Source organism: Burkholderia catarinensis (assembly GCF_001883705.2).
In the GTDB taxonomy this organism is placed as follows: domain Bacteria; phylum Pseudomonadota; class Gammaproteobacteria; order Burkholderiales; family Burkholderiaceae; genus Burkholderia; species Burkholderia catarinensis.
Genome location: NZ_MDEQ02000013.1, coordinates 239,318 through 261,541, shown reverse-complemented (window position 1 = coordinate 261,541; position 22,224 = coordinate 239,318). Strand labels below are relative to the sequence as shown.

The 22,224-nt window shown below is 65.8% G+C and carries 20 protein-coding genes and 1 tRNA gene; 9 read left to right on the top strand and 12 right to left on the bottom strand.

Annotated elements, in window-relative coordinates:
• Positions 1-621: 621 nt before the first annotated feature.
• Together BFF94_RS22360 and BFF94_RS22355 are read right to left on the bottom strand one after the other, a co-directional pair.
• On the bottom strand, positions 622-1,152 hold the full coding sequence (locus BFF94_RS22360) for a cytochrome b (protein ID WP_164497764.1): 531 nt from the start codon (positions 1,150-1,152) through the stop codon (positions 622-624).
• The gene (locus BFF94_RS22355) at positions 1,152-2,243 is read right to left on the bottom strand and encodes a catalase family peroxidase (protein ID WP_219139846.1); all 1,092 of its coding nucleotides are present in this window, start codon (positions 2,241-2,243) and stop codon (positions 1,152-1,154) included. The genes BFF94_RS22360 and BFF94_RS22355 overlap by 1 nt, the downstream gene beginning before the upstream one ends.
• A gap of 157 nt (positions 2,244-2,400) precedes the next feature.
• Here BFF94_RS22355 and BFF94_RS22350 point away from each other — a divergent pair, with 157 nt between their 5' ends.
• Both BFF94_RS22350 and BFF94_RS22345 read left to right on the top strand, forming a co-directional pair.
• Positions 2,401-2,922, top strand: a complete 522-nt coding sequence (locus BFF94_RS22350) for a sigma-70 family RNA polymerase sigma factor (RefSeq protein ID WP_128848208.1) — start codon at positions 2,401-2,403, stop codon at positions 2,920-2,922.
• Entirely contained in the window at positions 2,919-3,677 is a 759-nt protein-coding gene (locus tag BFF94_RS22345) for an anti-sigma factor family protein (protein ID WP_219139845.1), read from the top strand. The genes BFF94_RS22350 and BFF94_RS22345 overlap by 4 nt, the downstream gene beginning before the upstream one ends.
• Before the next feature lie 247 nt (positions 3,678-3,924).
• Here the strand turns inward: BFF94_RS22345 and BFF94_RS22340 are convergent, their stop codons facing one another.
• The 3 genes from BFF94_RS22340 to BFF94_RS22330 form a co-directional block, all read right to left on the bottom strand.
• Complete coding sequence (locus BFF94_RS22340) at positions 3,925-4,485, bottom strand: hypothetical protein (protein WP_246637388.1); 561 nt, start codon at positions 4,483-4,485, stop codon at positions 3,925-3,927.
• Positions 4,486-5,114: 629 nt separating this feature from the next.
• A complete protein-coding gene (locus BFF94_RS22335) occupies positions 5,115-5,432 on the bottom strand; it encodes a hypothetical protein (RefSeq protein WP_128848198.1) in 318 nt (105 codons plus the stop codon).
• Between the two features lie 26 nt (positions 5,433-5,458).
• A complete protein-coding gene (locus BFF94_RS22330; protein ID WP_246637387.1) occupies positions 5,459-5,845 on the bottom strand; it encodes a vWA domain-containing protein in 387 nt (128 codons plus the stop codon).
• 616 nt (positions 5,846-6,461) lie between these two features.
• Between BFF94_RS22330 and BFF94_RS22325 the strand changes: the two genes are divergently transcribed.
• Together BFF94_RS22325 and BFF94_RS22320 are read left to right on the top strand one after the other, a co-directional pair.
• Positions 6,462-6,538 (top strand) — tRNA-Val (locus BFF94_RS22325).
• Positions 6,539-6,849: 311 nt separating this feature from the next.
• Entirely contained in the window at positions 6,850-7,365 is a 516-nt protein-coding gene (locus BFF94_RS22320; protein WP_128848196.1) for a DUF2628 domain-containing protein, read from the top strand.
• A 101-nt stretch (positions 7,366-7,466) separates the two neighbouring features.
• Here BFF94_RS22320 and BFF94_RS22315 read toward each other — a convergent pair whose 3' ends face one another.
• A complete protein-coding gene (locus BFF94_RS22315; RefSeq protein ID WP_128848193.1) occupies positions 7,467-8,348 on the bottom strand; it encodes a sigma-70 family RNA polymerase sigma factor in 882 nt (293 codons plus the stop codon).
• Entirely contained in the window at positions 8,348-8,824 is a 477-nt protein-coding gene (locus BFF94_RS22310) for a carboxymuconolactone decarboxylase family protein (protein ID WP_128848191.1), read from the bottom strand. Before BFF94_RS22310 ends, BFF94_RS22315 begins: the two co-directional genes overlap by 1 nt.
• 601 nt (positions 8,825-9,425) lie before the next feature.
• Here BFF94_RS22310 and egtB point away from each other — a divergent pair.
• The 5 genes from egtB (at position 9,426) to BFF94_RS22285 (ending at position 13,090) form a co-directional block, all read left to right on the top strand.
• Positions 9,426-10,649 (top strand): ergothioneine biosynthesis protein EgtB, encoded by a 1,224-nt coding sequence (gene egtB, locus BFF94_RS22305; protein ID WP_128848203.1) that lies wholly within the window; start codon positions 9,426-9,428, stop codon positions 10,647-10,649.
• Positions 10,633-11,646 carry an L-histidine N(alpha)-methyltransferase gene (gene egtD, locus BFF94_RS22300; RefSeq protein WP_128848189.1) on the top strand — a complete coding sequence of 338 codons (1,014 nt, stop codon included), beginning with the start codon at positions 10,633-10,635 and terminating at the stop codon, positions 11,644-11,646. Before egtB ends, egtD begins: the two co-directional genes overlap by 17 nt.
• Before the next feature lie 299 nt (positions 11,647-11,945).
• Positions 11,946-12,251: a hypothetical protein gene (locus BFF94_RS22295; RefSeq protein ID WP_128848186.1), complete on the top strand. Its 306-nt coding sequence runs from the start codon at positions 11,946-11,948 to the stop codon at positions 12,249-12,251.
• A gap of 37 nt (positions 12,252-12,288) precedes the next feature.
• The gene (locus tag BFF94_RS22290) at positions 12,289-12,543 is read left to right on the top strand and encodes a hypothetical protein (protein WP_128848183.1); all 255 of its coding nucleotides are present in this window, start codon (positions 12,289-12,291) and stop codon (positions 12,541-12,543) included.
• Positions 12,544-12,733: 190 nt separating this feature from the next.
• Entirely contained in the window at positions 12,734-13,090 is a 357-nt protein-coding gene (locus BFF94_RS22285; RefSeq protein WP_128848181.1) for a hypothetical protein, read from the top strand.
• Between the two features lie 256 nt (positions 13,091-13,346).
• Here BFF94_RS22285 and BFF94_RS22280 read toward each other — a convergent pair whose 3' ends face one another.
• The 5 genes from BFF94_RS22280 to BFF94_RS22260 all read right to left on the bottom strand — a co-directional run bounded on the left by BFF94_RS22280 (position 13,347) and on the right by BFF94_RS22260 (position 22,208).
• Positions 13,347-16,373 (bottom strand): type III restriction-modification system endonuclease, encoded by a 3,027-nt coding sequence (locus BFF94_RS22280; RefSeq protein ID WP_128848179.1) that lies wholly within the window; start codon positions 16,371-16,373, stop codon positions 13,347-13,349.
• A complete protein-coding gene (locus tag BFF94_RS22275; RefSeq protein ID WP_128848176.1) occupies positions 16,373-18,391 on the bottom strand; it encodes a site-specific DNA-methyltransferase in 2,019 nt (672 codons plus the stop codon). Before BFF94_RS22275 ends, BFF94_RS22280 begins: the two co-directional genes overlap by 1 nt.
• Before the next feature lie 349 nt (positions 18,392-18,740).
• Positions 18,741-19,871, bottom strand: a complete 1,131-nt coding sequence (locus tag BFF94_RS22270; RefSeq protein WP_128848174.1) for a porin — start codon at positions 19,869-19,871, stop codon at positions 18,741-18,743.
• 279 nt (positions 19,872-20,150) lie between these two features.
• Entirely contained in the window at positions 20,151-20,828 is a 678-nt protein-coding gene (locus tag BFF94_RS22265; RefSeq protein WP_128848171.1) for a response regulator, read from the bottom strand.
• 12 nt (positions 20,829-20,840) lie between these two features.
• Positions 20,841-22,208, bottom strand: coding sequence for a sensor histidine kinase (locus BFF94_RS22260; protein ID WP_219139848.1), 1,368 nt, complete (start codon positions 22,206-22,208; stop codon positions 20,841-20,843).
• Between the last annotated feature and the right edge of the window lie 16 nt (positions 22,209-22,224).

Genomic DNA, 22,224 nt, shown 5'->3' with positions numbered 1-22,224 from the left:
ATGCCGCCAGCGTTCAATCTGAGCCAGGATCAAACTCTTCAGTTTAAACCTGTTACTGTTTTCGGTTCGGTTAAGAACCGGTCGCTCACTCAAAGCTGACAGGAATATGAATTGCTTCATAAACCTGACTTACTTTAGTGTGAGACTCTTGATACTTTCGCTATCTGATCCGAGGATCAGCTCGCTTCCATCAAGCGCCCACACTTATCGGCTGTTAATTTTTAAAGAACATTTCTGCGAGAAACTTCGTGTTTCTCAGCAGCGCTGCGTTTTCAGCAGCAGAGAAGCGAGATTATGAGATGTTTTTCTTAACTCGTCAACAACTTATTTAACTACTTCGTTGCGACAGCTGAAATTCAACTCCATGTGCACCGAGTCGCTAAAACCAACTTCAATAGCACCGCTTCCCTTCTTTTCTCCCGCGCTGCGTTTCCGTTAGCGCGAAAGAGGCGTGATTCTATTCACCCGCCCCTGTCTCTGCAAGCCCTTTGTGAAAATTTTTTTACAAGCGGTGCCGGGGGCCTGTTGAGCCGCCCCCCAGTAGTCATGGAAGCGACTCGGCAGAAGCTGCCACGATAGCCCGTGAACAGCCCCGCCGCAGCGAACGAAACCTTCCGTCGCTCACCGCCCCACCATCGCCCTCACCACGCCATCCCGCCGAATCAGCCCGTGATACAGCGCCGCTGCAAAGTGCGCGAGGAACGTCGCGAAGAACAGATAAGCCAGCACGCGATGCGCGACCCTGAGCCAGGCAAACGCAACCGGATCAGCCGAAACAAGCGCCGGCAGCTGCACACCACCGCCCAACGTCACCGGATACCCGCCCGCCGACAGCATCGCCCACCCGATCAGCGGCATCGCGACCATCAGCGCATACAGCACGAGATGCGACCCATGCGCGGCAACCTTTTGCCACCACGGCAAGTCATCAGGCAACGCCGGCGGCTTCGACAAAACCCGCACCACGATCCGCACACACACCAGCACCAGCACGGCCACACCCAGCGGCTTATGAATCGCCACCAAAACCGCATGCCGCTCGGACACCGACGCCACCATCCCCACCCCGATAAACAGCATCGTGATGATCATCGCGGCCATCACCCAATGCAGCACCCTCGCCGGCAAACCAAATGTCGTAGAAGCCTTCATCACCGTCCCTCCGAACTCAACCTGGCCACACCCGCCACCCCGGCCTCTTCACTCGTCCTGCGCAGATACGAATCCGCATAAGCCGCCGACCTGGCCGCCAGCAACGGATCCCCCGACACCTGAATCCCCTGCGGCAGCACCGTCGGGTCGTAATTCACATCCCGGCACGGCCCGCTGTCCTGCGCCTCCACGCGGTCGAGCACGAGCGTGCCCGCATCGATCGTCGTCCGCTGCGCGGGCCAGACCTTCGTCGCGTCGTCCACCGGATCGCCAGGCTCCGCCAGCGTGACCAGCAGCTTCCACTTCTGCGCACCGGCCGCGATGCGCCGCGTCACGTCCTGCTGCAACACGTTCGGATCCGCGGCCGTCGCGACGTCCCCGGCGCCGGCCGTCTGCTCCGGCACGACGCGCCACCGCACCGCCTGCCGCTTGCCGGCTGCATCGACGAAGTAAAACGCGTTCAACCCGTAATAACTCTCAGTGACGTAACTCGCGCTCGGCTTCGCGCCTTTGATCCACTGCAGGAACGCCCCCGCCTCCGGATGCGCGCCAAAAAACGCCTTCACCTTCGCCGGATCGGGCTTGCCGGTCGCCGGATCGGGCCGGGTCGCCACCGTCTGCTGGTAGAACGCCTGCGGCGTCGCGACCGGAAACACCGGCATCGCGTTCATCCCGGTCCGCCATTGCTCGCCGTCGGGCGCGGTGAGCCTCAGCGCGAGGCTGCGGATCGGCACGCTGCTGTCGGGCGCATACGGATTCCCGCCCGGCAACGCGAACCGCCCGACCACCGGCGTGCGCACCGCCTTGAAGAACGGCGCGACCGAATACGCGCTCGCGGCGCCGTTGCCTTCGAAGTAACCGGTCACGCACACGCCCTTCGCGTGATTGCGCCGGTAGCCCGGATGGATGCCGCTATTGGTCTGCAGCGAGTCGACGAGCCGCTGCGGGGTCAGACGCGCCGGCGCGAGCCACCCGCCGACATACCCGAACGCCACGGCCACGCCGGCCACCGCGCCGCCGATCGCGGCCCAGCGCCACCACCCGCGCCCGGGCTCGCGCTGCGGCGAAGAAGAGGAAGAAGATCGCTCCATGAATATGCTCCCGACCATCAGGTCATTGTCGAACGCGCGTAGGACGCCGCCCGCACCGCTTTATTCCACGAAAAATTTTTTCCTATGCTTGATGGAATAATCGATGCCGGCCGGCGTCCTACGCGGCATCTCGACCCTTTCGGCAACCGGCCCGGCCATGCCCTCCACCGCCCTCGACGACGACGCGCTGCGCGAACTCCTCCCCAGGCTGCGACGCTTCGCGCTCTGGCTGGCGCGCGACGTCCACGCGGCCGACGATCTCGTCCAGTCGACGCTCGAGCGCGCGCTGTCGCGCTGGACGAGCCGCCGCGACGACGCGTCGCTGCGCAGCTGGCTCTTCACGATCCTGTACCGGCAGTTTCTCGACGGCAAACGCAGCGCTAAGCGCTACGCGTGGCTGCTCGGCCGCATCCGGGACGACGATGAAGCGCACTGGCCGTCCGCGGAACGCGAATTCGCCGCGCGCGCGACGCTCGAAGCGTTCGGCCGGCTCTCCGACGAGCAGCGCAGCCTGCTGCTGCTCGTCGCGGTCGAGGGCTTCACGTATCAGGAAGTCGCCAGCCTGCTCGACGTGCCGATCGGCACCGTGATGTCGCGGCTCTCCCGCGCGCGCCAGGCGCTGCGCCAGCTCAGCGACGGCGAGCTTCCCGCTCCTTCTTTGCGATTGATGAAGAAATGAACACGCCTCCGAACGAACACGACCTTCAGGCCTATGTCGACGGCCAGCTCGACGCGCAAGCGCGCGCCGCGGTCGAGCGCTATCTCGCGCTGCATCCGGAGCGCGCGGAACAGGTGAAGCGATGGCAGCAGGATGCGCAGCGGTTGCGGGCCGCGCTGGAGAGCGTGCGGATGCCGGCCGATAACCCAGCGCTGGATCCGGCGGCGATTCGCGGCCGGCGGGCCGGGCGCTCGCGGATGCGGTTCGCGATGGCGGCTTCGTTCGTGTTCTGCGTCGGGCTGGGGACGTTGGGCGGATGGCAGGCGCGCGGGTGGAACGCGCCGCCGCCCATCGCGCCGATGAGCGATGCGGTCGAGGCTTACCGGATGATGGTGGTCGATCAGACGGCGAAGGTCGACTACCGGCCGACCGGTGCGGGCGATTTGCAGGGGTGGCTCACCCGCCGTGTGGGCGCGTCGGCGAAGCTGCCGGATTTGAGCGCGGCGGGGTTCAGGCCGGTCGGCGGACGGTTGTTCACGACGGACAGCGGCGCCACCGCTGCGATGGTGCTCTATGAGGACGCAGCCGGGCGGACGTTGAGCTTCTATATGCGGCCTGCGGAATCGAAACATCGGCTGCTGCCGGCCGGGCAACGCGTGGATGGTGCGCTGCTGGCGCGGTATGGGTCGGTGAACGGGATTAACTTCGCGGTGGTCGGGCCGGCGGATAGTCTTGGGGAGAAGGCGGTTGTGCGGGCGCTTGATCAGCAGACTTGAAGCGGTACGATACGCGCCCGGCTGGCGGTTAGTAGCGGCCGCCAGCGCCTTTGGTGGGGCGGCCCGGCGGGCTTGAACGGGCGCCCGCTCACCATTCGCGTGCACAGCGTTTCGACTGGCTTTCCCTGGCTGTTATGCACATCGAGCCACGCCGGCGCCCTCACCTCTGGAATCACAGGGTTTCGAGTCGCCGCGGAGCGGGATATCCACATCGATCACGGGTAAGTGATCTGGTTTCCAAGGAGGGCTACGATCCTGTCCGTCCAGGTAGAGTCGCCACAGAGACCTGGCTGCCGGCAAGCATCTTGTTCGTTCGGCGCACAAACACCCAGTGCCAAACCCAGAGGAAAACCGCGACGCCGCCAGCGATGGAGCCAATGGTATTGGGTATCAACGAAAGAACCTGGGCAAGACACCACCCGATGCCGCTGATCCGGCCGAACGAGCGCAAACCCGACAGAGCCGGATTGATACGAGACTCCGCTTCCAGGGACTTCGCAACGTTGGAAATAATGAAGAAGTCCTCGATGAAGTTGTAGGGCAAGAGGAACATAAGCCAGACGCTGTTGGGTTCGGCCACACGCGATCCCCGGTTGACCGATTTCAGGGTAGTCCTGAGGTCGCTCGCGTAGGCATAGACCAGAGCCAGGAAAACCGCGATGACGACGATGCTTCCGATTGTCCCAAGCACCGCTATTTCGCCGAGAACGCCTCTGTCTTCGGAGGGATAGACAAAGGGATAGGCGAGCCCAAAGGCAATGGGGATGCTCAGAATGGCTTTGAGAATGGTCCGTGCAATTGCGCTCATGTGTATCGGATGGAATCGGTGCGTTGTCACCGGCAGCATAGCGAACGATCATCCTCGCTGTGCGACTTTGTCCTGCTCTATGCCGCCTTCTCTCGCAACGCTAGCCGAGTCGGTGTCTGAACCGCACCGGGAATCGTGGAGTCGAGTTGTATGAAAGCGCGATATCCACGGCCCGTGAGGTAACGCGAACATCCTCACCGAATTCGCGTACCCTCACCCGTTGAATGCACAGGATTTCGAGTGTCTTGGCTGCTCGATATCCACAAGGTATTCGATCACTACAGATCGCGCGAGCACGCTCCACATCGCCTTCGCTATTCCGGAAAATCCCTGTCAGACAAGGCGTTCGGGCTGATTCGCATGGTCGAATGCATGGTGCTCACCTGTCCGAGGCACAGCGATTCGACTGGTTGGGCGTGCGGGTTGTCCACATACGGGCTGTCGACAAGCGCACGAAACCCGATGTACGTTTCGCATGCACCCAGTTCTCAGGGCTTGCTTCTCTCCGTCCAGTCGTGCCCAGCTTGTGATCCGGGCACGCGCTCACCTTTTGCCCGCACAGCGTTTCGCATCGTTTTGTGCCGCGGTTATCCACATATGAAGGCCGACCACCTTCATCGCCTCCGAAGTCACTTGGTCAGATAAACCCTGAGAATCTCGCCGGTTTCCGGAGAGACGACATACTGCATCGACGTCCCGAGCGGACTCGCGTTGCCGAGCCCGCGCACGCCTGGGGGCATCCTCGCTGCGAACGTCACACCGATGACGGCGTCCTCGGGCTTCGGATCGACCCTGGCTGCACTTTCGTCCTCGATGTAGATCTCGAAGTTACGCAGGTCCTGCCCGGTCTTCGCAAATTCCTCGTAGGCAGCCTTCAGGCCGAGCAGCGTCGCGGTATTGAGCCGGACGGAACAGCGATCGATCGCGCCGAAATTCAATTTGGTCATCCCTCTCCCCTAAGGCACTCACACTCCTACCCTTCTTGCTGCCCTGCCATCAATTCCCTCAGGCATTCAGCACAAGTTGCCGTCAACAATCCAATAGCTGATTCCATCGACTCGTCGTCGTCGAACCGATAGACGCCGCCCCCTTCAGACATCCCGCCCAACTCGAGCATTTTCGTCTCTTCGGATTCGAGCATGTAGCCCGGAAACTCGATTTCATCACGCACCAGCGTCAACGGCACGACTCGGTGGCCGCCCTTCCAGTTGCTACGATCGTTGACGAGATCGGATACGGCCCGAGTCACGAGCTCGCTTCCGACACGTCCGTGATATGAACAATTCACTAGCGGCATCATTTCACCTTTGATTTCCAATCCGGTCGCCCGGATGTTGCTGCAACCGGTGTACGACCGCATCGATATCGAGCGCGTCGACCCGGGTCAATGAAGAATCGGTCATTGCCGTGAGCGTGCCCGCCAGGCCTTCGCATCCTGAGTGCCAGCGATTCTACCGATACGGCCGTTCGCGCATCGTCCGCACGCCTCGCAGGCTGCTGCTTCATCGATCCGTTCACCGCACGAAGTGCATATCCTGCGCGAATCACAGTCGACGGACTGTGCTTATCCAAAGGTGTTAACAGGGTTCGTATACATACGTAGTGATAGTTAACAAGCCCTGTGCCTCACAGTGGATAACCTCCCTAACGCCATGAATTATCAACACGAAGCAGGATGCATAACCCTGGGCGCCTCACGTGAACAGCTTCGCGGAGCACAGAACAACTTTTCGTCGATTCACAGCTGCGACGACATATCCTCAATCGCTCCACTGTGAATCCAGAGGATTGCCGGACGGTTATCCAGAGGGGAATGTGGATAACATCGCAGCATCGACGCGTTTCGCTGTGACGCCAAACATCACGCACTCGCGGCAGCCGACAACACTGCCCACCCGCACACGCGCCCTCGTCAAAAAATTTTCACGAAGGGGCTTGTGCTCCGCAAAAACCCTCTCTATAATTCGCGGCTTCTTAGGCTCGTAGCTCAGTTGGTTAGAGCACCACCTTGACATGGTGGGGGTCGTTGGTTCGAATCCAATCGAGCCTACCAACGAACAAAATGAAGGGGTCTGGCAGCACGAATTGCCTACAGGCAATGCGGCTCGCCAAACATAAAAACGCCACGCGGCAACTTCGCGTGGCGTTTTTCTTTTCCGGTCCGAAACAACGCGTGGAGCCCCGATGCGTTGCGCGATACTCGGCCCGGCACCGCATCGTCACCGACCATCCGATCCGCCACACAACTGCCGCTGTACGGCGCGTAGAATCGTGTGCGTATCGAAGCGGCTGTTCCGACCGTCGCTCGATCTCCACCTCATCAAAACAACGACGCGCGATCCGCGCGACTGAGAGCAAACGCCCATGTCCGAGGTCATAACCACCGCATCGTCCGCGAGCAACGACGAAATCGCCGCTTATGTCGGCAAGAAGGCCGCCTGGTTCGAACGGAAATGGGCGATCGCCGAGTCGCGCAAGGGCAAGCAATCCTGGAACTGGGCAGCGTGCTTCCTGGGCCCGGTCTGGATGGCGTATCGATGCATGTACTGGCAGGCAGCCGCCGTGCTGGGTGTCACGCTCGGCATCACGCTGGTCGAGCTGCTGTACTTCCCGACATACTTCGAATCGAGCACGCTCGACCCGATCACCATCGGGATCGCGGTCTCGCTCGGCTGGTGCGGGAACAGCCTCTACAAGCGGCACGTCGAACGCAGGATCGAACAGCTGCGCCCGAACGCGACGTCCCGCGAATCGTTTCTCGCGCTGCTCGAGGCGCAAGGCGGCACGAACTGGCTGGCGGCGGCCGGTTTCGCCGTCGCGACGCCGCTGCTCGGCGTACTGCTGTTCATGATCGGCAACGCCGGAGGCGCGATGTACTGATCGCGGTCGCCGGCGATCGCCAAACGCAGGGCAGAAAGAAGAGGGCGGACGGCGCCGTCGCCATGCATCCACACGGCACACGGCGCAGGCTCGCGTCGCCCTCAATGCAGATGCTTCAACTTGTCAGGATTCCGCACGACATAGATCGCGACGATCTTCCCGTCCTCGATGTCGAGCGCCGTGGTCTGCAGCTCGCCGTCGGATTCCAGCGTGACGAAACCCGGCAGGCCGTTGATGAACCCGGCCCGCACGAGCTTCGACGCATGCGTCGCGAACAGCCCGGCCAGGTACTCGTGCACCTTCATCACGCGCTCGAAGCCGAACACCGGCGTGCCTGCCGCCGTCCGCTTGCCGCCGCCGTCCGCGTGCAGGCTCACGTCCTCGGCGAGCATCGCGCCGAGCGCGCGCATGTCGCCGCTGCGCGACGCCGCGAAAAACGCCTCGGCCAGCTCGATCCCGCGCTGCTTCTCGACATGAAAACGCGGCCGCGCCTCGCGCACATGCGTGCGGGCCCGCGCGGCGAGCTGCCGGCACGCGGCCGGGTCGCGCTGGATCGTCGTCGCGACTTCGTCGAACTCGAGGCCGAACACGTCGTGCAGCAGGAACGCCGCGCGTTCGAGCGGCGAGAGCCGTTCGAGCGCGAGCAGCAGCGGCAGCGTGACGTCTTCCTGTTCGTCTTCCTCGACGACCGGCTCGGGCAGCCACGGGCCGATATAGGTCTCGCGCTGGTGCCGCGCGGACTTGAGCTGGTCGAGGCACATGCGCATCACCATGCGGCGCAGGAACGCCTCGGGCACGCGCACCTCGGTGCGATCGACGTCCATCCAGCGGATGAAGGCCTCTTGCACCATGTCCTCGGCATCCGCGACGGAACCGAGCATCCGGTACGCGACGCGGATCAGCGTGCGGCGCAACGGGTCGAAGCTCGCGGCCGCGTCGGCCCGTTCTTCGGCGCTGCCCCTGGCCGGGTCGAGGTGCGTCATCAGGCGACCATCTTCGCGGCGGCGGCCTTCGCGTCGGCCGGCTCGATCCACAGCCCGAAGCCGACAGCAAGCCGGTTCCAGCCGTTGATCACGTTGATCATCAGCGTGAGTTTCACCTGTTCCTCCTGGCTGAAGTGGTCGTTCAGCGCCGCATATGCCGCTTCGTGCGCCGCGTGGCCTTCGGACAGCCGCGTGAGCGCGTCGGTCCAGCCGAGCGCCGCGCGTTCGCGGTCGGTGTAGCAGGGCGCTTCGCGCCACGCGGACAGCAGGTAGATGCGCTGCTCGGTCTCGCCTTGCTCGCGCGCCTCGGCGGTGTGCATGTTAATGCAGTTCGCGCACGCGTTGATCTGCGACGCACGGATCTTGACCAGCTCGATCAGCGTCGGCTCGAGGCTCCCGGCAGCGGCGACCGACACGCTCATCCAGTTCTTCATCAGTGCGGGAGCGGCGGCAAACGGATTGAGTTTCGCAGTCATGGTTCCTTCTCCTTTCGTGTGGGTTCCGGTGATATGACGAATGAGCCCCCCGCGTGTGTGACATCGACGCGAAAAATTTTTTGAAGCGCACGTGAAAACGCGTCGCGGGTGAAGGGCGGTGCGCTTCAGCGGCGTGCCGGCGGCCACGAACGAAGTGGCGCTCGAAGTGACGCCCGAAGTGCCGCCGTTTGTCGGACGAGATCCGACGCGAGAACCCACGCGTCACCGTGGCCGTCACGATCGCCGTGCGGATGTCATGGGCCGTCAGTAGCCGCGCGCGCCGGCAAGCGCACGGCGCATGCCCGCGCACGCCCACCCGGACACGCATCGCCGCTTGGTCACGCATCCGGTACCTGCGCGACCAACGCTTTCATTTTTCTTTCGATCGCGTTTCATCGGCATCCCGATTCGCAGCATTCACATTTCTGGCCCATACTGTTTTGCATGGGCAGAGGAAGTGACGCCGCATCAGCGGCCCGGCGCGCGCGCCGGCTGCCCGACGACGCAGCAACAGATCGCACGTCAGCCGCGCGCATCACGCGCAAGGCTTTCCTTTTTCCGGCAACGCAACGCAGCGAATCGCGACGTGAACGGCAAACCGATGAGCCTCCTTGCATCACAGCTTCAGCGCCGTTACCAGGACGTGCGCACCCACAGCGTCGCATTGACCGAGACGCTGTCCGCCGAAGACCAGGCCGTGCAGTCGATGCCCGACGCGAGCCCGACGAAATGGCACCTCGCGCATACGACCTGGTTCTTCGAAACCGTCGTGCTGATGCGCCGCGTGCCCGGCTACGCGCCGTTCGACGACGCATTCCAGTTCCTCTTCAATTCCTATTACGAAGCGCTCGGCCCGCGCCATCCGCGGCCGCAACGCGGGCTGCTCACGCGTCCGTCGCTCGACGAGGTGCACGCGTACCGGCAGCACGTCGATGAAGCGATGCTGCGCGCGCTGGCCGGCGCCGATCCGGCATTGCTCTATGCGATCGAGCCTGAACTCGAGCTCGGTTTGCATCACGAGCAGCAGCACCAGGAGCTGATCGTCACCGACATGCTGCATGCGTTCTCGTGCAACCCGCTGCGGCCGACGTTCCGACCGCGCAACGGGGCCGGCACGCAAGCGCTGGCCACGGGCGACGCAGGCCCGTTGCGCTGGCTGCACCAGCCGGGCGGGCTCGTCGACATCGGCCACGACGGCGACGCGTTCTCGTTCGACAACGAGCGGCCGCGCCATACGGCGCTCGTGCGGCCGTACGAGATCGCGAACCGCCTCGTGACGAATGCGGAATTCGCGGCCTTCATCGCCGACGGCGGCTACATGCGCCCCGAATACTGGCTGTCGGACGGCTGGGCCACGGTGCAGCGGGAAGGGTGGCAAGGGCCCGCGTACTGGATGCCCGACGACGACGATACGGACGCCACGCGCGTGCGGCGCACGTTCGGCCTGCACGGCGTCGAACCGCTCGCGCCCGACGCGCCGGTGTGTCACGTAAGCTTCTACGAAGCGGCCGCGTATGCGGAATGGGCCGGCGCGCGGCTGCCGACCGAATTCGAATGGGAAGTCGCGTTCCCCGCCGAAGGCATCCGGCAGATGCTCGGGCACGTATGGCAGTGGACGCGTTCGTCCTACGAGCCGTATCCGGGCTTTCGGCCGCTGGCAGGGGTCGCTGCCGAATACAACGGCAAGTTCATGGTCGGCCAGCAGGTCCTGCGCGGCAGCAGCATCGCGACGCCGCCCGGACACGAACGGCCGACGTACCGCAATTTCTTTCCGCCGGCCGCACGCTGGCAATTCACGGGAGTGCGACTTGCGCGAGACGTCTGACCAGGCGGCCACGAGCGGTGGCCAGCAACCCGCCCGCGATTCGCGGCCGAGCGCGTTCGAGCGCGACCTGATCGACGGACTGTCGCGCACGCCGCGCAGCATTCCGCCGAAATACTTCTACGATGCGGCCGGCTCCGAGCTGTTCGACCGCATCTGCGAACTGCCCGAGTACTACCCGACCCGCACCGAGCTCGGCATCCTGCGCGACCGCGCAGCCGAGATCGTGCAGCGCGTCGGCCCGCATGCGGACATCGTCGAATTCGGCGCGGGCTCGCTCGAGAAGATCCGCGTGCTGCTCGACGCGTTCGCGGGCAACTACGCGAACGCGCCGGCGCGCTACGTGCCGGTCGACATCTCGGCCGACTACCTGCACGTTGCGGCCGCGCGGCTGCGTTCGGCCTATCCGTGGCTCGACGTCGAGCCGATCGCGGCCGATTACACGAAGGCCGAGCAGCTGGCCGAGCTGACCGCGACGCCGCGGCGGCGCATCGGCTTCTTTCCCGGCTCGACGATCGGCAACTTCTCGCCGGAAGAGGCCGACGCGTTCCTGCGCGATGCCGCGCGGCTGCTGCGCGGCGGCGGCTTGCTGGTCGGCGCCGATCTCGTGAAGGACGAGCGCACGCTGCACGACGCGTACAACGACGCGCAGGGCGTGACCGCGCAGTTCAACCTGAACCTGCTGGCGCGTGCGAACGCCGAGCTCGGCGCGGATTTCGAGGTCGACGCGTTCTCGCATTGCGCGTTCTACGACCGCGAGCGGCAACGCATCGAGATGCATCTCGTCAGCGACATCGCGCAGACCGTGCACGTGCGCGGCCACGCGTTCCGCTTCGAAGCCGGCGAGCGCATCCACACGGAGAACTCGCACAAGTTCACGATCGACGGCTTCCATGCGATCGCGCGCCGCGCAGGATTCGAGCCCGATACGGTGTGGACCGACGCGGACAACCTGTTCAGCGTGCACTGGCTGCGCAGCGTCGACGATATCCGCGCGTAGCGCCTGCACCGCTTGCGAACCGCTCGCACACGGTGCGGGCGGTCCGCTTTCCGTGCACATCGGCGCCCTCCGATTGCCCGCGATCGCCCGGTTTCGTGCCGAAAATCCCTTTTTTACCGACCCGATGTGCCGTTGCAACGGTGCGTAGAAGGTCGCCTCTTCCTTGCCCAGCAAGGCTTTGCGGACGGCCGTAAACGTCCGTTACCGGTCTCGCATACCCGTTTCACCTGTGTCTGCGTCCGGTGCCTAGACTCCGAACCGTATTCACATGAAGCACGACACGTGCAGGGAGTCGCGAGATGAGCAAGAAACTTATTCTCGGTGCAGTTCTCGGTGTAGCGGCGCTGGTAGCCTCGGGCGTCGCATCGGCCCACGTCGACCTGTCGGTCGGCATCGGCGTGCCGGGCGTCTACGCGGCGCCGGAGCCTGTCTACGTCGCTCCGCCTCCGCCCGTCATGTACGCGCCGGTCGGCTATCGCGACGACGGTTGGCGCGACGACGGCTGGCGTCGGCGCGAATGGCGCGAACACGAGTGGCGCCGCCGTGAATGGCGCGAGCACGAGTGGCGCGATCGCGGCGACTGGCGGGGCGACCGCTGGCATTAAGCGGTTCGACTGATCACGACAAGAGGAGAGTGATCGCATGATGCTCGATCGACACGTCAGAATCTGCGCCACCGCCGCCATCGTTGCGCTCGCAACGATCGGCAGCGCGCACGCGGCGGGCTGCATGAAGGGCGCGGTGGTCGGCGGTGTTGCCGGCCACTACGCCGGGCACCACGCCGTCGTCGGCGCGGTCGGCGGCTGTATCGTCGGCCACCACATGGCGAAGAAACAAGCGCAAGAGCAGGCCGCGCAGCACAAGGCCGCCGCGCAGGGCATGCAGCCGGCGCAGTAAGCGCCATCATCACCGGGGCGGTGCTGCGGCGCCGCACCCGCTTGCTTCGTTCCCCCCGTTCAGGCATGACCCGGATTGATCCGACGAATGCGCGCCGCGCGCATCGTTACGATCATTTACAACGTCGTGTGGCGCGAATTTCGCGCGTTCATAGAATGCAGTCACACGAACGCGCTCCAGGGAGCACAAGATGAAACATCAACGATATCTGTCCGTACTGACGGCCGCGCTGCTCGCGCTGGGCACGGCTTCCGCGTATGCGGCCGCCGGCGGTAATGGCGGCGGCAACGGTGGCGGTCATGGCGCAGGCGGTTCCGGCGGCATGTCAGGCGGCCATATGAGCGGTCAGGCGCTGAGCAACTCGAACGGCTTCCGCTCGGGCGACCGCGACAAGGGCCTGTCGCGCGCAGCCGACCGCTCCGATACGATCGCCGATCGCGCAGGCGCGCAGCCGGGCCGCGGTCACACGCACGCGCATGGCCATACCGCGCATGCGTCGACGTCCACGCATCATTCGCATCACAACGCATTCGGCCGCACGCTGTAAGCACGGTGCATGTAGGCGACGAAAGGGCGCTCCGGCGCCCTTTTTTATCGCGGCAACGCAACGCCCGCCGTCGCGCGAAAACATCGTGCCGACCCGATTTGCAACCAGCGGTAACCGCGCAGCGAACGCGCGGGAATACGAATCGCTTTCATGCGGACGATAGACGGGAAACCGACGCGTGGAGCGGCCGTCGCGAGGGTCCCGGCACGATCGATCAAGGCCGATGAAAAAAGGGCGGCTCTCGCCGCCCTTCGTTTCAGCGCCCGGCGCCCGCCAGCGGCGCCGCGGGTTCGAACAACGCGTCCGCCTGCCTGACGCGCACGAAGCGCGCCGCACCGTCGCCGTCCACCAGCGCACGGAAATGCGCTTCGCCGCACGCGAGCTTCGCGCGCTCGTGCTCGCTCGGCACGTTGCCGTCCGCATTCGGCGTATCGACGACGAAGTACAGCCGCTCGCCGCCGTCCTGTTCCGCGAGCACGGCCCAGTCCGGGTGATAGCTGCCGAGCGGCGTCGGCACGCGGAACCACGCGGGCAGCTTCGCGTACAGCTTCACGCCGTCGTGCGCTTCGAGCGCATCGGCGAACGCGCGCTCCGCGTCCGTCTCGCACACGACCGCTTCGTGGATCGACTTCCGTGCATCGGGCCGCAGGTTGCGCAGATAGCCGGTCAGCGCCTCGCTCTCGAACGATTCGAGCGTATGCACGTGGCGCTCGCCGAGCTTGCGGTACGCGATGCCCGCGACGAGCGCGAGCCGCTTGCAGCGGTTGATCGCGTCGGCCGCGACCGCGATGAACTGCTGCGGGTTCACGCGGAAATCGTCGAGCCGGCCGCTGTCGGCCAGGATCGTCGCGAGCGAACGGCGCGTGAGCTGCGTGCGGTCCTGCAGCTCGGTGAGCAGGTCGGGCAGCGGCAACTCGCCTTCGTCGATCAGCACCGTGCCGGCGCCGGCCACCTCGATCGCCTCGATGCCGGCCTTGCCGATGTCGATCTCGGCCTTGCGCCACTGCAGCCGTGCGCGCGCGATATCCGGCGCGTCGTGCAACGCGGCCGCGCAGTCGCGCACGAGCTTCGCGTTGTCGAATTCGACGCGGTACACGGTGCGATGTCGGATACGGTCCCACAGCGCGCGGAAATCCTCGCCGAACACGACGGCCTTGCCCGACGCATCGCGCCGCAATGCGATCGCGCGACGCTCGTCCGCGTTGCGCACCGCGAAGCGGCCGGACAGCTTGCGCAGCGTCGCGACGATCGACGCGCGCAGCATCTCGAACGCATCCGGCAGCACGAGCGCGCTCTGGCGCAGCGCATCCTTCAGCCGGTCGAGCACCTTGCCCTGTGCGTCGACGTAGCCCTGCTCATGCAGATGGGTCCACAGCACGCGCGACAGCTCGGTGCCGAGCGCATGCGCGGGCCCGTCGCCTTCCTGCACGGGCAGCGCCGCGAACTGGTGTTCCTCGACGATCCCGAAACGGATGCCCGTATCGGCCTCGATTTCCTTCTGCAGGTTTTCCGCGAACGACTCGTAGCGCTCGGTCGCGATCACGGTGAGCGTGTTCACGCCCGCGTCGCGCACGCGTTCGCCGTCCTGGTCGACGGCGAGGCGCAGCCCGCGGCCGAGCGTCTGGCGACGCTCGCGTTCGGTCTGGATGTCGCGCAGCGTGCAGATCTGGAACACGTTCGGGTTGTCCCAGCCTTCCTTCAGCGCCGAGTGCGAGAAGATGAACTTCAGCGGCGTGTCGAACGACAGCAGCGCTTCCTTCTCGCGCATGATGAGGCCGTATGCGCGCTCCGCGTTCTCGCGGGCCGCGGCGCTGCTTTCGCTCGTGTCGGTCCAGCCGCCCTTGCGGTCGATCGAGAAGTAGCCGTTGTGCGCGCGCCCGACTTCCAGCGCCACGTCGACGCCGTCGAACAGCGCGCGGTAGGCCGGCACGCGCGCCGCACGTGCATATTCCTCTTCGAAGATCAGCGCGTAGTCGCCCTTCACGGGCATCCCGTTCTCGTCGTACCGGCGGTAGCGCTCGACCGAATCGACGAAGAACAGCGACAGCACCTTCACGCCGCGTTCGGCGAGGCGCAGCTCCTTGTCGAGGTGCTCACGGATCGTGCGGCGGATCATCTCGCGCTGCACGGCGAGCGTGTCGATGTCGCCGAATGCCTCGCCGAGCGACAGGAACGCCTCGCCCTCCGGATGGCGCAGCTCGACGTATTCGGCACCCTTCACCGCGTGGACCTCGCCGACCCGCAGCCCCGCGTACAGCGCACGCCTGGTCAGGCGTTCGAGATCGTCGCCGTCGGTGGCCGACACGATCTGGCGCTTCACGCCGGCCGCCGTCGCGACGTCGAGCTCGACGCGCGCGCTGATCGCGCCGCGCCGGTTCGACACGCCGACGAGCCGCACGTACGGCTTGTTGTGCGCATCCTCGACGATCGCCGACGCGATCTCGATCTGCTTGACGAGCTTGCGCTCGTACGCGTCGACCGCATCGAGCCGGTACACCATGTGGTGACGGTCGGCGTGCGTGGCCGAATAGCGCAGCGTGCAGAGCGGCGCCATCGCGGCGAGCGCTTCACGGCCGCGGCCTTCGAGCCCGCCGTCGACGCTCTGCGGCTCGTCGACGATCACGATCGGCCGCGTCGCGCGGATCAGGTCGATCGGCTTTTCGCCGCCGGTCTTCTCGCTGTCCTTGTAGAGGTTGTTGATTTCCTTCTTGTTGATCGCGGCAACCGTCATCACCATCACCTGGATCGCCGCGCTCGCCGCGAAGTGGCGCACCTGGCCGAGCTTCGCGGAGTCGTACAGGAAGTAGTCGTACGGCACGCCCGCATAAAGCGCGCGGAAATGGTCCTCGGTGATCGCGAGCGTCTTGTGCACGCCTTCCTTGATCGCGATCGACGGCACGACGATCACGAACTTCGTGAAGCCGTAACGGCGGTTCAGCTCGAAGATCGTGCGCAGGTACACGTAGGTCTTGCCGGTGCCGGTTTCCATCTCGACGGTGAAGTCGCGCGAGCCGGGCAGGCCGGACGGCGGCAGCCCGCCGCGCAGCTGCACGTCGGCAAGATTGCGCGCGAGCGCGTCGTCGGTCAGCGACAGCCGATTGCCGACGCCCTGTTCCGACACCGCGAAGCCGAGCGAGCCTTGAGCTGCGGCCGTGGTGCCGGGCGCGGCGTTCGCGAGCACGCTGAAGTCGCCGCGATACGATTCCTGGCCGCGAAACAGGTCGCAGACGGCGTCGATCGCGTCGCGCTGGTAGTCGAGATCCGCTTCGAAATGCAGCCGCATCACAGGCTCCGCACGCGCTTCACGCCGTGCTGTTCGAGCAGCGCGGCGAGATTGAGCTTCGCGACGTCGTCGACGAAGCCGCTGTCGCGGAACAGGCACGTGACGTCGCGCGTCGCGCCGCTCGCGTCGAGCAGCGCGACGATGCCGTCGGCGAGCGGGCCCGCGTCGTCGCGCGAGATGCGCGCGTCGAAGCACGCGACGATCGAGCGCCCGATCAGGTGCACGGTCTTGCCCGCCACCGTGTGATGCTCGACCGGCGTGCACAGGTCGAGGCCGAGCTTCAGCGTCAGCTCGGCGAGCAGGTCGTCCTCGGTGCGGCCGGTCTTCACGTGCTCGACGGAGGCGAAGAGGGCGTGGTCGAAATCGTCGCGGCGCGGGTCCCACTCGATCACGTTGGTCGTGTCGAGCCGGTACACGCGGAAGCCGAGGTCGCCATAGCTTTCCGGATAGTCGCGCGCGACCTGCTGCGCGGCGCGGCGCAGGCGTTCCTTGGTGATTTCGGCGAGGGTCGCGGGCTTTTTCAGCTTCGTGCAGAAATCGGCCGCGCCCTGCTGCGTCTTGTCGCGGCGGTCGAGCGCTTCGGGCAGTTGCACGAGCACGTAGCGGCGCGCGCCGCCGTCGGTCGCGTTCACCTGCATCACCGCGTGGCCGGTCGAGCCGGAGCCCGCGAAGCAGTCGAGCACGATGTCGTCGCCGCGCGTGCACCAGCCGATCACGGCCGCCGCGAAGTCGACCGGCTTCGGCTGGTCGAACGGGATCCCGAGCGTCTTCAGCAGCGCGTCGTCGGAGCCGGCGAACGGCAGCACCGACGGCACGTTCTCGTACATGTTCTCGTCGAGGTAGTAGATCCGCTGCGGCTGCGTGCTTTCATCCGCGCCGAATTCGATCTGGCCGCGCTCGATCAGCGCCTGCATCGTCGCGGGCGGGTTGCGCCAGCCGCGCGCCGGCATCGCGCACGGCTTGCCGGTGACCGGGTGGATCAGCGGCGTGAAATACTCTTCCGGCGCCTTCTTCTTGTTCGGCCAGGCCATCGACACGAGGCGGTACACGCGGCCTTCTTCCGACAGCCGGTCGTACATCACCTCGCCGCCCGACAGGTTGGTCTGCGCCTTCATCCACGCGCGGTACGCTTTCTGCGCGTCCTTCGGGTTGCCGCTACGGTACACGGCGTCGCGCGCGGCGTCGAGCATGCGCTGCGCATTGCGCTTCGGGCGCTTGAGCGGCGCCTGTTCGAGCAGCGTCTCGGCGTTGCGCGCGAACAGCACCAGCGATTCGTGCTGGTACGCGACGCCGCGCGCGTCGCCCTTCGGGTTGCGCTTGTCCCACACGGCCACGCCGAGCTCGTTCTCCTCGCCGAAGATCTCGCGCAGCATCAGCACCAGCGCATGCACTTCGTGCTCGTCGATGTGCACGGCGATCAGCCCTTCGTCGGACAGCAGCGCGTGCGCGAGCTTCAGGCGCGGATACATCATGTTCAGCCAGTCGGTGTGGAACCGGCCGTTCGCCTCGGTGTTGGTGCTGCGCTTCACGCCGCCCTGGGTCTGCCCGGTCATCGCCAGGTAGTGGCGGATGCTGTCGCTGAAGTCGTCCGGATAGACGAAATCGCTGCCGGTGTTGTACGGCGGGTCGATATAGACGAGCTTCACCTTGCCCGCGTAGCTCTTGTGCAGCAGCTTCATCACGTCGAGGTTGTCGCCCTCGATCACGAGATGGCGCGTGTCGTCCCACGCGACGCTGTCGTCGGGGCAGGGCCGCAGCGTGCCCGTCGACGGCGTGAGCGCGGCCTGGCGCGCGCTGCGCTTGCCGTGCCAGTGGAAGCCGTAGCGCTCGTCGGCGTCGCCGACCGTGCGCTCGCCGATCAGCGCCTTCAGCACGTCGACGTCGACCGACGCGCCGCCGGGGCCTTCGGTCACGAGTTCGGGGAACAGCGCCTTCAGGCGCGCGACGTTGTCGGCGGTGAAATCCGTCGACATCGCCTGCGGGCTGGCCGCATCGAGTTTCTGCATCGTCTTTTCCATCGGAGCCCGGCCGCGCGCGCCAGGACGTCGGGCGCGCTCACGGCACCGGCGGCAATGGCCGCCCGGGCAAACCCGAAACGCTAGCGAGTCGGTCGGCGCAGGTCAAGCGCCGATGCGAGCCGAGCGTGCGTGCATCGGCCGCGATCGCCCGCCCGGCGGGCCGCAAGCGGCTTCGGGCCGGTTCTCGCACGGCCGGCCGGCGGCCGGGTTCCGGGCATCGCGGGGCGCCCCGGAAAGGACGAAAAAAAGGGCACGGTCGGCGCAAAGCGCCGGCGTGCCCGCATGGAGAGTCCCGGACAGAGGGAATGGCGGGGCCCGATGGGCCCCGCCCGGATGGCTGTACCCGAGGTCAGAAACGCGTGCGGATGCCCGTCGTCAGTTCGAGCTGGTTCTTCGCGCCGAACGTCGACGACACCGTGTAGCCGCCGTGCAGCTTCATGTAGTCGCCGGCCAGGTACAGCTCGGTGCGCTTGCTCAGGTGATAGAACACCGAACCGTACAGCGTCTCCTTGAAGCCGTTGGCGACGCCGTTGGTCAGGCTGAACGCGCCGAGGTTCGCGTTCGGCGTGAAGCCGTCGGCGTTGTTCGCGGCGTTCTTGATGCGCATCTGCTGGTAGCCGAGCTCGTAGTCGAGCGCGCCCTTCGGCGCGACTTTCACCGACACGGTCCACGAATCGTCATGACGCTGGCCGAGCGAGCCCTGGTCGCCGTTGTAGCGGAAGTAGCCGGCGTTCAGGCGCACGATGCTGAACGTGTAGTTGCCGCCCACCGAGAACGTCTGGTTCCTGAAGCCGTTGTGGTTCACGTGGTTGTAGAAGCCCGACACGTTGAACGGCCCGCCGTTGTAACCGAGCGCGGCCTGGTACGCGGAGCCGGTCGCGAATGAGGTCGAGTTGCTGAACTGGTAGCCGGCGCTCGCGAAGATGCCGTTGCTGAACAGCTTCTTCCACGCGATGCCGTTGTTGTAGCGCGTACCGGTCGGGCCGGCTGCGTAGAAGATCATCTGCTTGAAGTTGTTCGAGTTGGTCCAGCCGCCTTCCTCGGTCGTCAGCTTCGCGGAGCCGTATGCGTCGCCGTAGATCGTCGCCGCGTCGCGCGCGATCGTGTTCTGGAAGCCGGCTGTCAGCTTGCCGAAACGTTCGTCCTCGACGCCGACCCACGCGTCGCGGTCGAAGATCTGGCCTTCGTCTTCCATCTGGCCGTTCGCGACCACGAATTCGCTTTCGAGGCGGAAGATGATCTTCGTGCCGCCGCCGATGTCTTCGGCGCCTTTCAGGCCCCAGCGGCTGCCGCTGAACCACGGCTCGCCTGCGTTGCCCATCCCGATCACGTGTTTGCCGTTCGCGTCGGCGTGGGTCCGGTAGGTCGGAAAGCTCAGGTCCATCAGGCCGTAGAGCTGCACGCTCGACTGCGCGTGCGCCTGGGTGCCGGCGCACAGGCCAGCCGCCGCGATGGAAAGGGCAAGGGTTTTTCGTTTCAAGATCGTCTCCTCCGAGCTGCCGCATTGAAATCTGGTCGTTGGCAGTACGTCATGTATGCCGACTCTTGCCGGCCACAGCGAGGGGGCCGACGCATAGCATCGTAGAAGGTGCAATCCTTCACGACGCTTTCCCGGACGCAAGAATCGGATCGGTGAAAACACCGAACGCGCAATAATCGAGAATCGTGCAGGCGCGGATGCGAGCCCGCCGGGCGGCCGGCAGGCTTCTGAAACGTTTCGTGCTGCGAATCGGTATTCCGGGATGCGGGAGCGCGAGCGTCAGTCCTGCGTGCTCTTCATGCGCAGGATGTAACCGAGCCCGCGCAGCGTGATGATCTCGGCCGTGCTGGTCGCGAGATGCTTGCGCAGCCGGTGGATGTAGATGTCGATCGCGTCGGCGCTCGGTTCGTCGTCGAGCGCGAACACGCTGTCCATCAGCCGCGCCTTCGACACCGTCTTGTTCTGCTGCAGCATCAGCGTTTCGAGGATCGCATGCTCGCGGCGGCGCAGCGCGAGCACCGCTTCGCCGCAGCGGAATTCGCGCGTGCCGAACGCATAGACGAGATCGCCGCACACCAGCTGCGTCGTGCCGACGCCGGCCTGCCGGCGGATCAGCGCACGGATCCGCGCCACCAGCTCGCGCGATTCGAATGGCTTCACGACGTAATCGTCGGCGCCCGCGCCGAAGCAGTCGACCTTGTCGTCGACCGAGCCGTGCGCGGTCAGCATCAGCACCGGCACGTTGTCGTTGCGGCGCCGCAGCCGCGCGAGCACCTCCTTGCCGCTGATGCCGGGCAGGCGCATGTCGAGCAGCACCGCGTCGTAGCGCTCGGTCTTCAGCACCGTGTCGGCGCGCTCGCCGTCGCCGACGGAGTCGACCGCGAAATCCTCGCCGCGCAGCAGATTCACGATCCAGTGCGCGAGTTCAGCGTTGTCTTCGACCAGCAGGAGTTTCATGGCGACATCTCTTCAAGCATAGGCGGGCAGCCGCACGGTCACAACGATACCGCGATTGCCGGGCCCCGGCGCAAGCGACGCGCTGCCGCCGTGCGCCTGCGCGATCTCGCGGACGATCGCGAGGCCCAAGCCCGAGCCCTCGGTATCGGCCGACACGCGGTAGAACCGCTTGAACACGTGTGGCCGCGCTTCGGCCGGAATGCCCGGGCCGTTGTCGACCACGTCGAGCACGACCTCGCTGCCGTCGCGCCGTGCGGCCACCGTCACGCAGCCGCCCGGCTGCGTGTAGCGCACCGCGTTGTCGACGAGGTTCATCACCAGCGCGGTCAGCAGGCTGTCGCTGCCCGCGACGTCGAGCCGCTCGCCGAGATCGGCGCCGAGGTCGATATCGCGCCGCTGCGCGAGCACGATCGTCTCCTCCAGCACGCTCGACACCACGGCCGCGAGATCGACGCGATGGGTCAGGAGCGTCGACGGCGTGGCCTCCGCATGCGCGAGCAGCAGCAGCTTGTCGGTCACGTCGGCCATCTTGCGGCTGCTGCGCTGCATGCTGTCGAGCACCGACGCGAGCTCCGGATCGTCGTGCTCGCGCCGCTGCGCGTACTGGATCTGCGTGTCGAGCACCGCGATCGGCGTGCGCAACTGGTGCGCGGCATCCGCGATGAAGCGGCGCTGCGTGGCCGTGTGCATGCTGAGCCGCGCGATGCACTGGTTGATCGCATCGACGATCGGCCGCAACTCATGCTGCAGCCGTTCGGGGCGGATCGGCTCCAGCTCCATCGGCCCGCGGTCGGCGACGTCGTCCTTCAGCTTCATCAGCGGGCGCAGCTCCAGCGTCAGGCCGAGGTAGACGAGCACCACCGCGAGCATCAGCATCAGCGACAGGCGCACGAGCTGCGGCCGCCAGATCGTGGCGACCATCGCGCCGTGCGAGCGCGTCGTCTTCGCGACGACCACCGTGACCGTCTCGACCTGCCCCGCGTCGTAAAGCTGGCGATCGTAGACCACCGCGCGCAGCGGCACGCCGTCGAGCGACGTGTCGTACAGCGCGGGCTCGACGCCGTGCCGCGCGGGCAGGTCGAGCGCGGGCGTGCCGGCGAGCAGGCGGTCGTGGCCGTCGATCACCTTGTAGAACACCGAATCGCGCGACGGCGATTCGAAGATCTCCAGCGCGGCCGGCGGCACGTCGGCGACCGGCAGCCCGTTGCGCCATTCGACGTCCTCGCCGATCGTGCGCGCGGACGCGACGAGCGCGCTGTCCTGCACGAGCCCGGCCGTGGTCCGCGCGGTGTCGTACGACATCGCGCCCGCGATCAGCACGAACACCGCGAGCGGCAGCAGCAGCCACCACAGCAGCCGTCCGCGCAGGCTGTGCGCCATCCTGTTGCGCTCCTTC